This window comes from Niabella terrae (assembly GCF_054783135.1).
Genome location: NZ_BAAGRD010000005.1, coordinates 392,223 through 405,483 on the forward strand (window position 1 = coordinate 392,223; position 13,261 = coordinate 405,483).

Here is a 13,261-nt window from a genome sequence, read left to right on the forward strand (position 1 = left end):
GGGCCGGTGATAACAGCGCTAATAATTGACCGGTATACCGACGATACTGATACGCCCTGTTCGGATGATCGATTCGAAAGTTTGCGTATAGGTCGGAATTATTTGATTCTTCTGTTAAAATGTACAAAATGAAAATATATTCAAAATTCGTATTGGGCGTTTTGGTCCTGACAATTATGGCTTTAGGCGCCTGCTCCCGTACCAAGGATGCGCTGGGAACAGATACCATTGAAAATCTCGTAACTGTCGGGGTATGGGAAAGTGTTTTACTGGGCGGATCCGGAGGCGTGGACCAGGTTCCTGAAGGCGGCAGGGCGGAATTCTCCAAACAGGACCATCTGATCCACTACTATGATATGGAGGGTAATCAAATTAAAACAGAAAGTTTTTCTTTTGCCAGTTCCAAAAGAATGACCTGGAATGGCACCGAGTATGAAATCAGGGAAAATTTTGTTTCAAGTACGCAGACGATGACCCTTATTGAACCCAGCACTAAAACCGTAGCAGTTTCCTTTCACCGGAAACGCCAGTAATTACAGAAATAGGGAGATCCCGCCGTAGGCATGCAAGGGCATACAGAAGTAAGCCACTGTAAGCGATGCTACCCGCTCATTCCACAACCAGGTTTTCGATGAGACGGATATTTTCTGCTACGTTATCATATTCTGTTTTTCTAATGAACCGCAGTAGCCAACTTACAGGTATGCCCGGTTCCTGTATGGCCTGACCGACACGCAGCACCAGGCCGTCCATGGCCTGAATATGGTTCTGGCGACCGGCTTCTTCCATGCCCGACAGCAGCAGTGCATTGGCCCAGGAACTTTGACGGGCTTTGTTAATACTGAAATTCAATACGGCATCCTGACGATTGTTACTGATTTTAGACAACAATCGCATCGGCAGCCAGATACGGGACAAGCATTCCTGCACATCATCGGTCAATGACCGGATGGTGTCATTAATCAGATTGAAATCAGCTTCCAGCTCATTAATATCACCGCCTGCAGCTGTTAAGGCGGTGGCGATAGCGAGATCGAGGTTGATATGCGTATTGATACCGAGCAATAAATGTTGCAGGACAATATTATCCTTGTTGGATGCAGCTTCAAATGCGAATTGCCAGGACTGGCTGCATGCCTGTTTCCTGTAATAGCAGTTAAAAGCATTGATATAACGCTCGGCAAATAAGATATCCAGTCTTTCCATCCTGGCGCCATCCATAAAAAGCCCCTTGTCAATGGCCGATTTTACGGCCTGCGTCATTCGCAGATAGAGGGCCGAGAAATAACCGGCTTTCAATTGTTGCTTTTTGCAATGATCGGTGATAGATTGGAGGGCCTGAATAATTTCAGAGATGTTGGTATAAGACATGACAGTTGGTTTGGTGGTGCTGCCGATCAATCCTGCGGCCTTTGTGAACGACCAGCGAGGATTTTATGAATGATAACGATCTGTCCCAGGTGATAATGGGTATGTTCAATAATGCCTGTTATATTCCGATAATTATTACCGTATTGCGCATCCCTGAAATCCTTGAAGAATACCGTTGATTCCAATTGCTCAATCTCAGCGGAAAATGCGGCAGCATTGTCCAGGGTTGAACGGATTAAAGACTGCCAGGCTGCTTCACTGTCGAGCGGGGGGACTTCGAAACTGTATTTGTCAGCCCCCTCCAGCGGTCCTCCACGCAGCACTTTAAGCACGTTCTCTACATAGTAATTGATGTGGAATACCAGGGCGGCAATGGTATTCAGGTTGTCAATTTTGGTCACGGCCTCCTCCAGGCTGATGCCTGAAAGCGTATCTTTAAAATTAACGCTGGTCCAGTTACCGCCAAAAAAGACATCCCTGAAGTGTTTGGATATTTGCTGGCTCAGTTCCATAAAGTTGCTGGCGTTTGGTTGAGTATTTTTACCGTTACCAGCAATTGTCCGGCATGTCGCATGGTATGTTCAGCGGCATGGGTACACAATCCTATAATCGTGGAAGGCAACCGGCTCCTGCCCACGGCTCTTGGAGCGATGAGATCCCCGGTAAACCGTTTCATCCGGTGAATGCTTTGGGTGATGGCTTCGGATAATTGTTTTACCAGCTCTTTAGTCGTCAGGTCCTGGGGGAGGGTTTCGTTCCGCAGATAGGCCAACTGGGCTTCCGTCAGACTTTTTTCTTCGGCATAACTGAGCAACCGATCCAGCACACCTGGGATATGCAGCAAATGAAAGCCGGCACTGGCAACACCACCGGGTTTCACCCAAAGCAAGGCGTCGGAGAAGTCCGGCATGAGGGCATTTATTTCCTCTCCGGCCTGTAATAAAGCATCTGCCACCGATTGTAAAACCGGAGACAGCCCGGATGTATGCTGGCCCCGCAGCCAGACTTCAGGAAGATTATCCATATCAAATCAGTTTTACTTTGGGCTGCCGACCGCTGCCGGGAACGAAATTTGTTTTAACTTTAAGACGGCAAACAGCATTTCCTATCAGCGGGCGGCATGCGGTTAGAAAGTCGGACTAATTTAAAGTAATTAATCGGTTAATTCAAATCATCAAATTATGCAAACATTGGTAGCGGCATTGGACTTACAGGAAAATACCAGCCTGGTTGCAGCCAAGGCGGCAGAAATGGCGGAACGGTTTCAGGCGGCACTGCATATCATCCATGTCGTGTTACCTACGGGCTCCTATCTTCAGTCTGCAGTAACAGACTCGCTAACCGGAATTGAACCCATCTTAATGGACAATGAAATGGAACTGATTGAGACCCAGAAAGCACAGGCGGCTGCTGAGTTACAAAAAATAGCGGATCGGCTGCCGGTAAAAGTAACGGCGCTGAATGTCGTATTCGGTGATATCGAGGACGAAATTCTCGGTTACGCCAAACAAACAGGGGCGGGGATGATTGTGATGGGTACCCACCAGCGAAGTGGCCTCGACCGTTTATTAAACGGAGAAACCTCAGTGAGGATTTTGCACGAAACCCAAATTCCCATACTGGTCGTACCGACCCGGAGGCAGAAATAGTCGTTTACAAATACCTTTCCGGCAGATATTGGGCGTTCCTATGCCTCTCTTCAGCGCTTTAATCTAACCCGCTGCAATCTCCGGCGTTCTATTAATTGGACCTACAAATCGGAAAGCCGGAATTTACTGCATACTAAGAGATCAGCATTGCCTGTAAAATCTAAAAGGACTAGGCTGTAACAAAAACCAATAGACCTGCGGAACCTGTTAAGTGGGCGGTACCTTACACCCCCCGGTTTTTGGGATTTGCTGTCCTGCCACGACCAGAAATTCCTCAATAATTAGTCCCCATCGTAAAAACATCCGTAATTTTTATCCAAGAAAATAATTTCTCAGTTATCTTTCGGGAGCGGATGCTGAACAGGAAGCGGAAATACGGGGAGAAATTTCCCGAACAGCCGAAGCATATGGAATATTCTCCCTACGCAGATTTCGTTTTTCGTTCTTCCGGTTGTGGAATTAGCGATGCCGGATCCAGGTAAAATGCGGGAATGAGATTGTGAAGCTTATTTATAGATGCTGATTTGAAATTTTCGGGATAACAATTAGCAGCATTATTTTACCGTTAACAAGCTCCCGGAGGCCATTTGAATTGCAGAAACTTACTAATTTAGTTGATTATGTCTACGGTTATTGACGAGGAGTATTTTACGGAAATATTTAACCGGTACCACGATATTGTATTCACCGGTCTGCTTAATAAAACTAAAAACGAGCAAACTGCTCTTGATTTGACACAGTTAACTTTCATAAAGTTCTGGAAATACCGGGACTCTTTTAATGAGCATCTTTCAGTTGAACAACAGTTGTTCCGGAAAGGCAAACAGGTCCTCATCGACTGGCTTAGGAAAGAGGCGCATCAGAAGAAACTGGTAAGCCAGCTACATCAGGTGCAACAATCGCAACGGCAGTATACCGCCTTTGAATATAAAGATCAACTCAATCAGGCCATCGAGATGTTACCGCTGGTACGGAAGAAGGTATTTGTTATGGCCTATATTGATGGTCTTTCTCATAGGGAAATAGCGGATATGCTTAATATTTCCGTCAAAACCGTGGATGCGCATGTCCTGAAAGCCCTGCAGCAATTGCGCAAAATATTCTCTCTTTCCGTAATATCCGTGTTTCTTCACACCCTTTAGTTTTCAATGATTTACTATCTGAGCAGCAGGAGCCGCTGCGTCACATTTTCGATCTCAGACCTTCGCCCTGTAATAGATAAATTTTGCCGATTCCCTTCTGTAATGATTGGACAGGCGTATTCAGTGTTTTTGTTGCCTCCAGTTTTTTTGTTAAAAAATATTTTTGGGAGAGTAGGTAGTCGCAGACTTTCAAACGTATTATAAAGTATAAGTACCTGATGTCGGAATCGGAAATCAAATATTTAGTCGGAAGATTTTTTGCCAATGATTGCGAACCCGAAGAGGCAAATTGGGTATATGGTTATTTGAAAACGCATCCGGATTTGCTGGATTCGATAAAGATATTTGATGCGGAAGCTGCAGTGGTACAGACGGACCCCCTGTATAAAAGGCGGATGCTGGGCCAGATTTTCATGCGGGAAAGAAGGATCCGGATGCGGCGATGGATGATGGCGGCTTCCATAACGGGCTTATTATTCGCTATGGGATTTTATCTGTTTTCAATGACGAAAACGCCGGGATCAGTAGCAGAAAGTCCGGTTGCTGCTGTGAAAGGGTTCCCGGTAGAAAATCGTACTGCAGCGGATATGTGGTATATGCTTCCAGATAGCAGTCAGATATTATTGCGGCCTTCAGCAGCTATTATTTATGGAGGTGATTTCGAAAGCAATCGTATCGTCAGCATCACCAGTGGGAATGTTTATTTTAAAGTGCAGCATGATAAAGACCGACCTTTCAGGGTGGTTAATAATGGTATTATTGTAACGGTCCTGGGGACAGAATTTTGGGTGCGAACCACGGCGGAACATAAAAATATCCAGGTATATCTGGAGCAGGGAAAGATAGTGATCAGTGCTGATCCTTCTGCAATTTCAATGGATTCCATTTTTATGAAACCGGGAGAGAGTTGTGATATAAATATGGAACAGGGCACCGCCCGGGTAAACAGGGTGGTTTCAGAAGCAGCGCCGTTATCTGTTAAGCGACCCCGCGTGGCAAAAATCCGGTCTGCTGATGAAGTGTTATGGACGAACAACAGTATCCGATTTAGGAATTCCAGTTTTTCTGCGATGATTCCAAAGCTGGAACAACAGTTTGAAGTCAAGATCGAAGTAGGAGACCCGGAAATACTTCGGTATCGTATAACGGGCAGACTGTTTCAGAAGGATTCAATTAAAACCATCATGGATGCCATCTGTGAGATACATGATTTGTCCTACGAGATGCAGGGAAGGAAAATAATATTAACCCAACGTAAAAAATAAACCTCGGATTAATCGGTAATTAACTACTATTCATCAGGCTTCTACAGCCAACAGATTCTATCAGCCCATGTTTAAAAAAATCAAGCCCGCATTAATGGTGCTAATGTCTTTACTATTAATGCAACAGTTGACTGCACAACAGGTACAGGTTAAGGGAAAAGTGCTATCAGAGGACGGAACTGAGATTCCGGGAGTAACTATCCTGATGCTGGATCCGAAAACGGGAATCCAGCGAAGTTTTCTTTCCGATTCTCTGGGATCTTTTGCACTGACAGATGTTTCTATAAGAACCAGATATAATCTGTTTTTTACGCATGTGAGTTACCGTCCCGATTCACTGATAGGTTTTATGGTAGCTTCCGCAGAGAAAAGCAGTCTGCTGATTCGGTTGAGCAGCAGAACCAATGATCTGGAAGCCGTGGAAGTGGTCGCTGTCGGTTACGGAACCGTCAAGAAAAGTGATCTTACCGGTGCGGTATCCACGGTCAAGATGGAAGACCTGGACAATATTCCTGTGCCACGGGTTGATCAGATGCTGGCCGGGCGCATCGCCGGTGCGGAATTTATGTCGACAGATGGTACGCCTGGCTCTGGTACGACGGTACGCATCCGCGGTACCCGATCTATTTCGGCGGACAATGAACCACTGTATATTGTCGATGGTGTAATGGACGGGATCAATAACCTGAATGATCTGAATCCGGCTGATATCGCCAGTATAAGCGTACTGAAAGACGCCTCGTCGACGGCGATTTATGGTTCCAGAGGTGCCAATGGTGTAATCATTATTACTACAAAATCCGGGAAAGATCGAAATGGCAGAGCGGATATTACTGCGCGGATGTCCAGGGGATTTGCCAAAATGTCCGGATACCTGGATTTGATGAATGCGACGGAATTTGCCCAACTGATCAATGACCGGTATTATTATTCCAGCACCGCTAACCGGACCAAACCGCTGGAAGATTACCCTTATCCGGATCCATTGTCACTGGGTACTGGTTCTGACTGGCAGAAGGCCCTGACACGAACCGCTCCGTTTACCAATTACTCGCTGTCTGTGACGGGTGGTTCGGCCAATACCCGGTATTTTATTTCCGGCGGGTACGATGATATCGATGGGGTTATTTTGGGCAGCGGTTTCAAACGTTATCAGTTTCGGTTGAATTTTGATCAGACTTTCAGTAAATATGCCAAAGGAGGGGTCCGCATGGCTTATTCCAACAGCACCCAGGATCAACCGATGCGTTATTTGGGTGCCTACAACAACTGGAGCGTTGCCTTCACCTCCGTGGCACCAGTTGTACCTATATATAATGAAGATGGTACGCTGAACAGCTGGAACTCCCAGAATTATTCGGGGGGCGTGTCGGACCTGCCCTTATTTGATGCCACGCTGAGAAAGAATACATCGCAGACTGGCACCCTGACTTCCATGGCTTATCTGGACATTACTCCGGTAAAGGACCTCTTATTTCATTCCTCGTTATCTTATTCCAAGTATGACATTAATAATAATGCCCTGGTTCCTTCCACCATGCCCAGTCGGGTGAAATCGGGGAATGCAACATCCAAACGGATTGATCAGAATGACAATTTGCTCAATGAAAATACATTAACCTATAAGCATCAGTTTGGGAATGCCCATCATTTGGATGCGATGTATGGTTTCACCGTTCAGAAAAGGAATTTTTACCGGGTATCCGTAGGGGGGAGTGGGTATTATAGTGATGAAACGGCACTCTGGGATATAGGGTCTATCCCTGATAAGCAGAATCTGAATGTCAGCGGCAGCAAAGAGCTGCAAACCAGAATGTCACATCTGGCGCGGTTGAATTATAATTTCGATCAGAAATATTACCTGACTGCGACACTGAGAAGGGATGGGGCATCCAATTTTGCTGCCAATAATAAATGGGCCTATTTCCCTTCTGTAGCGATTCGCTGGAATATTATGCGGGAATCATTTATGGAGCATTCCCCATTCAGCGACCTGGCCTTAAGGCTTAGTGCAGGAACTTCCGGGAATGACGCCATATCCCGATACCAGTCGGTCAGTCGTCTGGGTTCAACTACATCTGGATACATCTTTGGTGGGGAACAGCCCGTTGCCTTCTACCCATCGGGTATTTCCAACTCAGGACTGAAATGGGAGAAAACCACGACTTACAATGCGGGTCTGGATATGTCGTTTTTCAGAAAACGTCTCAATATCACCCTGGAAGCCTATCAAAGTAACACTTCGGATCTCCTGTTAAGTGTTCAGATGCCTACACACACCGGTTTCAGTTCCAGGTTAATGAATTTTGGGAAAACCTCCAATAAAGGACTGGAGCTGACTATGGATTATCAAGTGATCCGGAGAAAGGATTTTGGCTGGACTACAAGTCTTACCGCTGCGCATAACCAGCAAATGGTAGAAGATATTGGCATGGTGGGCCGCGTGGTAACCAATACCTACAGTTATGGCGCCCAATACATGATCAATGGTTACCAGACGGGGCAGCCATTGAATGCCATATATGGTTTTCAGTATGCAGGCGTCTGGAAATCCGAGGACGAACTAACCCGGAATGAAACCGATAAAAAGTACATTTCTGCGTCTGCGGCCTACTACACAGTAGGACGGCAGCGCTATATTGACCAGAATAATGATGGATTGATGAACAGCGATGATATGGTGATTCTCGGCGATGCCGATCCGGATCTGTATGGAGGTTGGCAGAACACTTTCCGTTATAAGAAGGCATTCTTATCTATCTATTTTAATTATTCTCTGGGCGGCGATATGTATTATCCCGGTGGCATGTTCAATATGACCGGCGTCTATCTGGTCAACCAGCAGCAACTCATGGTGAATCGATATCATCCGGTGCGCAATCCTGATTCAGAGATTCCAAGAACAGATTCCAAGGATGACATACCCAATGACCGGTTTGTCTACGACGCCAGTTTCCTGCGGCTGAAAGCTGCCTCTCTGGGATATAATTTTGATTTACAAAAGATCACCCGGTCCAAACTGAAATCACTGGTACTATCTGTGAATGGGAATAACCTGATGCTCCTGAAAAATTACCTGGGCTACGATCCGGAAGTGAATACCAGCGGCACCTCATCCACTTTGCGACGCGTGGACAACGGATCCTTTCCTCCGAACCGGACAATTACTTTCACTGCTGAATTAAAATTCTGATAAATTATGAAATATCACAATAGACATTTGCAAACGCTTTTTAATTGGACGCTGTCACTAATATTGCTGACCCTGGGCAGCTGTGAGAAGTTTCTGGAGGAAAAACCCCAGAGTTTCCTGAACGGGGACAATTTTTATCAGACAGAAGCGCAGGCCCAATCAGCCGTGAACGCCTGTTATATCAAGCTGTATAATATATACCGTGGGGACCTGATGATGGCAACCGAGTATACAAGTGACCTGTCTTATCTCACCAATAACGGCGTGGATCAGTCTTTCGGGATGTCTCCTTCCAATCCAGGTTTCGGTGACGGGATATGGACGGCGGCCTATAATGGAATTATGATTTGCAATTCCGCCATCGCGGGCATACAAAGGTCCACCGGTTTTGAAGAGGAGAAAAAAGCACCCCTGATTGCCGAAGCAGTTACCCTGCGTGCGCTGTACTATTATGTGCTGACCAGTGTGTTCGGTGATGTGCCCTATTATACCAGCGACGCAAGTGCCAGTTTTGATGCCCTGATGGAAGTGGCACAGATGGGAAGAACCTCGGCAACTGCCACCCGGGACAGTCTGATAGCCGATCTGCAGTCCTGGGCACCCCATCTTCCGCAGGTTAAAAGTTCTACTTTAGCGAGCAACCGGGTAGCCGCTCCAATGGCGTATATGCTTATTGGTAAGTTGGCATTATGGAATCAGAAATGGGCGGTTTGTGCTACGGCCATGAATGAAATCAAAAGCATCTATGGCGCACTTTCCCAGTACAGTCTGGAAGATACCTGGTTTAGAAATAAGAACCGGATGGAATCCATTTTCGAAGTACAGTACGCAGGCATTGTGAAGATCAGCAATGTGGCTACACAGATGACGCCCACCAGAACCACGGGTGATCTCTATGACGGCGTCTCCATACCCGAACTGGGATCCATTACGACCACTTTTACGCCGGCTACGCCCACTGATTATTTTATGTCCTTATATGATATTTCTGATCCCCGCAGGAATACGACGCTGGCCTATACCCACAATGGCGAATGGTTCAAGCGTCCGGCTTCTAATAACTTCACCGGAAAGCCCTGGCCAGGACCTAAGTTCTGGTGCCCGGCCATGGATTTACAGAAGGATAATAATAACCAGAAAGTATTTCGATTTGCCGATGCGCTCCTGATGCTCGCGGAAGCATCAAACGAGTTAGGCGATGAAGCTACAGCCATGGAGGCCCTGAATGAAGTGAAAGGCCGGGCTGATATAGGATTGGTACTGGGGGCTTATCCGGGCAAGGAAGCATTCCGGGAAGAGGTTAAGAAGGAGCGGGCACGGGAATTATATGGTGAATACGGTCGGAAATGGGATTTGGTCCGATGGGGAGATTTCTACGAAAGGGTATCTGCCACCTCTGCTGAAGAAGTCGATGCGATTAAAACAAATCTCCGGCCTTACCACGCCTACTATCCCATACCCCAGTCTGAAGTGGACCGGTCGGGCGGGGTTTTAACCAATGAAGCTTATAAATAATCAATACAAGAAGACGATGAATAAATTAATGATAATTTCCGGTTTAGTTTTTCTTCTTATTGCAGGTTGTAAGAAAGAGGATACGGTTTTTAATACTGATCTGGCCCTGGATTCCAGATTTATTATTTTCAATGCACCTGCGGATACGACAAAAATTGTCGTGTATTCCGACCACGCCTGGGTGATGGAACTGAAAGAAACAGCACCCTGGCTAAAAATTCAGAAGGGATCGGGAAACGGTACCGAGTATGCGATTGTTTCCGTTACAGAGAATCTTTCGGATTTCCCCCGGGCCGCAACATTGCTATTTAAGGCAGGTGACAAATCAGATACCCTGAAACTGGGGCAGCGTGGATTGTTGGCACCCAGTCTGGCCATCAAGCCGACTTCCGTATCAGCCACCGCCGCTGGCGGGATTATCCAGGCGGCGATTACGACGACTTTATCTTTAGACCTGTTGTCGCCGGAGATCAGCTATATAGGCGGTAGCGACTGGATCTCCGGTCTGGAACTGGTAGAAGGAAATCTGAATTTCAATACCGCCGCCAATCCGGGAGCGGAGGCGCGATCCGCAATGGTGTATCTGAGTTACCAGGATATCCTGGGTACGAATCTGAAAGATTCTGTGCAGGTCAACCAGCTGGGATTGTAAAATTAGATGTTGGATTTGCGGAAAGCGGCGACCTTATTTATCTTTAACGGGAATGCACTTATCATGTATAATTTCCAAATTTTAAAAATGAGCAAACTTCTCGTCCTTCTGGTCAGCCTGTTTATGTCATATACGGTGTTTGGTCAGGCAACCACAAGCAGTCTTCAGTATACTGACGCACTTGCTTTCACCCGGATTGGACAGGCATTTGCGTTAAATAACTATCAGCGTATTGATACCCTTCAATATCCTGATTTCCCCAGATCCGTTAAAAAACTGCTGACTCATGCAGCTGGCGTGGCGGTGAGTTTTACCACCAATAGTCCCCGAATTGCGGCCAAATGGTGTGTCAGTCCCGGAAAAACACTGAACAATATGACAGCGATCGCCAATAAGGGACTGGACCTTTATATTAAAAAGGACGATAAATGGGTCTTTGCCGGGGTAGGCAGGCCTACCGAGACCTGTAATGAATCCGTAATCGTAGCGCATATGGAAGCGGGTATAAAAGAGTGCCTGTTATACCTGCCTACCTATGATGCGGTTCATAATCTTTCAATCGGTATTGATACCGGCTTTGAACTGCATTCGGCTCCTTCACCTTTCACCCGCAAAAAAGTTGTCGTATATGGCTCCAGCATTACGCAGGGGGCTTCGGCCAGCCGACCGGGTATGGCTTATCCGGCCCGGTTATCCCGCCAGATGGGTATTGAATTTATTAACCTGGGACTGAGCGGTGCCGGAAAGATGGAGCGTGAAGTGGCGGATATGGTAGCTTCCATTCAGGCGGATGCTTTTATTTTGGATTGTTTTGCCAATCCCAGTCCGGAGCAGATAAGCGCCAGAACCGTCTATATGGTTAAGGCAATACGGGCCCGACATCCCCAGGCGCCGATTATCCTGATTCAATCTGTTGTAAGGGAAAAAGGAAACTTCGATCTGGAAGTACGTAAAATGGTCGCCCGTCAAAATGCGAATGCCGAACAGGAGTTTGAAAAATTAGTAAAAGCGGGAGTTAAGGGACTGTATCTGATCAGGGGCGACAAGCTGTTGGGCGCGGATCATGAAGGCACTATTGACGGCGCACATCCCAATGATCTGGGATTTGACCGCATGATACAGGTAATCGAACCTTTTATCGGACCGATTTTGAACTAGGCTGCCGGAGGCCCATTTCGTATAATCGGGATATTGATTTTTTGAGGCCTATGGCCGTTACTTATTCAGTTCACGAACAAAGTGAACTACCCATTGGCTAAAGACCAATGTGCTTCGTGCTTCACAGCGATTTGCTTACTGCTCCGAGGAGTTAGAAGTCTTATTATCACTCCACACGTGTACTCGCAAGTCCCTTACGAGGTTTTTACATCTTATACTGATGTTGCAAATATACTACTATATTATACAAAAAAACAATTTTGTGCCTTACATCCCAAAAGCTAAAGACTTTTGGGTTTTACGGCACGGGTTATAAATATATGAAATTGATGAAAGGCGCGCTGTTGTCCGCACTAATGCTTTGCCTGGTCCAAACCGCTATCACCCAGCAATCAGATACTGGTAAACCCAAGCGATTACCATTAGGTGTTTCGGCGGGCATCCAGCTTCTGGACGAGGCGTTTTTGGCAAAGGCCCGGGCCAATGGTATTGAGTATATTGAAACCGGATTGAAAGTCCTGTTGGACAGCGGCTATCAGTTTCGTTATTCGGATCAGGAGATTCGGGAAAAACTTCGTCAAATCAGGAAAGCTGCCGATGCAGCCGGAATTAAATTCTGGTCAGTGCATATGCCATTTGGACCTGATATAGATCTTTCGCTGGCAGATGAACACAGACGTCAGCAGGTCGTAGCATTCCATAAAAGGATTATTGAATACTGTTCGCTTTTGCAGCCCCGGATCATCCTATTTCACCCGAGCTATTTTCTCGGGTTGAATGAAAGAGAAGTTCGGAAAACCCAGATGATCAAATCCGCTGTTGCGCTGAATAAAAAGGTGAAGTCAATCGGGGCCACAATGGTCATTGAGAATATGTTTGGTCCTGAATTACTGCGGGATGCTGCCAGGGAACGTCCCCTCTTCAGAACGGTGGAAGAAGCGGTAGAAATCATGAATCGCCTGCCGGCAGATATTTATTCGGCCATCGATATGAACCATGCAAAATACCCGGCCTCGATGATTTATGCCATGGGCGATCGGCTAAAGACCATCCATGTTGCCGATGGAACCGATAAGGCCGAGAACCATTACCTGCCCTGTAGTGGAAAAGGACATAATGACTGGGTAGCCATCCTGGTGGCTTTGGATGCGGTGGGCTATCAGGGCCCTTTTATGTATGAATCGAAATATAAGGACCTGAGTGAACTGAAGTCCTGCTATGAACAATTGTATCAGCATTTTCTGAAGGCGCGCGAGGCTGGAAAGAAGGCGGCGAACTAGTGGACTGCAATTCTTTGGGCTGCCCGGCGTCGTTAA

Annotated in this window: 12 protein-coding genes; 9 read left to right on the forward strand and 3 right to left on the reverse strand. The window is 46.5% G+C overall.

Annotation, left to right across the window (positions count from 1 at the left end; translation table 11 throughout):
• The first annotated feature begins 128 nt into the window (after window positions 1-128).
• A complete protein-coding gene (locus ACYVI9_RS07605) occupies window positions 129-533 on the forward strand; it encodes a hypothetical protein (RefSeq protein WP_460762829.1) in 405 nt (134 codons plus the stop codon).
• A gap of 76 nt (window positions 534-609) precedes the next feature.
• On the opposite strand, the gene ACYVI9_RS07610 is transcribed toward ACYVI9_RS07605, so the two are convergent.
• Genes ACYVI9_RS07610 through ACYVI9_RS07620 form a run of 3 tightly spaced genes read right to left on the reverse strand, consistent with a single transcriptional unit; the run spans window position 610 to window position 2,395 of the window.
• On the reverse strand, window positions 610-1,371 hold the full coding sequence (locus tag ACYVI9_RS07610; RefSeq protein WP_460762832.1) for a DUF5995 family protein: 762 nt from the start codon (window positions 1,369-1,371) through the stop codon (window positions 610-612).
• Between the two features lie 26 nt (window positions 1,372-1,397).
• Window positions 1,398-1,883, reverse strand: coding sequence for a DUF1572 domain-containing protein (locus ACYVI9_RS07615; RefSeq protein ID WP_460762835.1), 486 nt, complete (start codon window positions 1,881-1,883; stop codon window positions 1,398-1,400).
• A complete protein-coding gene (locus tag ACYVI9_RS07620; protein ID WP_460762838.1) occupies window positions 1,874-2,395 on the reverse strand; it encodes a DinB family protein in 522 nt (173 codons plus the stop codon). The genes ACYVI9_RS07615 and ACYVI9_RS07620 overlap by 10 nt, the downstream gene beginning before the upstream one ends.
• A gap of 157 nt (window positions 2,396-2,552) precedes the next feature.
• Here ACYVI9_RS07620 and ACYVI9_RS07625 point away from each other — a divergent pair, with 157 nt between their 5' ends.
• The 8 genes from ACYVI9_RS07625 to ACYVI9_RS07660 all read left to right on the forward strand — a co-directional run bounded on the left by ACYVI9_RS07625 (window position 2,553) and on the right by ACYVI9_RS07660 (window position 13,225).
• Window positions 2,553-3,020: a universal stress protein gene (locus ACYVI9_RS07625; RefSeq protein ID WP_460762841.1), complete on the forward strand. Its 468-nt coding sequence runs from the start codon at window positions 2,553-2,555 to the stop codon at window positions 3,018-3,020.
• Window positions 3,021-3,640: 620 nt separating this feature from the next.
• A complete protein-coding gene (locus tag ACYVI9_RS07630) occupies window positions 3,641-4,162 on the forward strand; it encodes an RNA polymerase sigma factor (RefSeq protein ID WP_460762844.1) in 522 nt (173 codons plus the stop codon).
• 305 nt (window positions 4,163-4,467) lie between these two features.
• Complete coding sequence (locus ACYVI9_RS07635) at window positions 4,468-5,427, forward strand: FecR family protein (protein WP_460762846.1); 960 nt, start codon at window positions 4,468-4,470, stop codon at window positions 5,425-5,427.
• Between the two features lie 103 nt (window positions 5,428-5,530).
• Window positions 5,531-8,620, forward strand: coding sequence for a SusC/RagA family TonB-linked outer membrane protein (locus ACYVI9_RS07640; RefSeq protein ID WP_460762849.1), 3,090 nt, complete (start codon window positions 5,531-5,533; stop codon window positions 8,618-8,620).
• 6 nt (window positions 8,621-8,626) lie between these two features.
• Window positions 8,627-10,135 carry a RagB/SusD family nutrient uptake outer membrane protein gene (locus tag ACYVI9_RS07645; RefSeq protein WP_460762852.1) on the forward strand — a complete coding sequence of 503 codons (1,509 nt, stop codon included), beginning with the start codon at window positions 8,627-8,629 and terminating at the stop codon, window positions 10,133-10,135.
• A gap of 16 nt (window positions 10,136-10,151) precedes the next feature.
• Window positions 10,152-10,787: a BACON domain-containing protein gene (locus ACYVI9_RS07650; protein WP_460762856.1), complete on the forward strand. Its 636-nt coding sequence runs from the start codon at window positions 10,152-10,154 to the stop codon at window positions 10,785-10,787.
• A gap of 87 nt (window positions 10,788-10,874) precedes the next feature.
• Window positions 10,875-11,945 carry an SGNH/GDSL hydrolase family protein gene (locus ACYVI9_RS07655; RefSeq protein WP_460762858.1) on the forward strand — a complete coding sequence of 357 codons (1,071 nt, stop codon included), beginning with the start codon at window positions 10,875-10,877 and terminating at the stop codon, window positions 11,943-11,945.
• A gap of 320 nt (window positions 11,946-12,265) precedes the next feature.
• Complete coding sequence (locus tag ACYVI9_RS07660) at window positions 12,266-13,225, forward strand: sugar phosphate isomerase/epimerase family protein (RefSeq protein ID WP_460762861.1); 960 nt, start codon at window positions 12,266-12,268, stop codon at window positions 13,223-13,225.
• The last annotated feature ends 36 nt before the right edge of the window (window positions 13,226-13,261 follow it).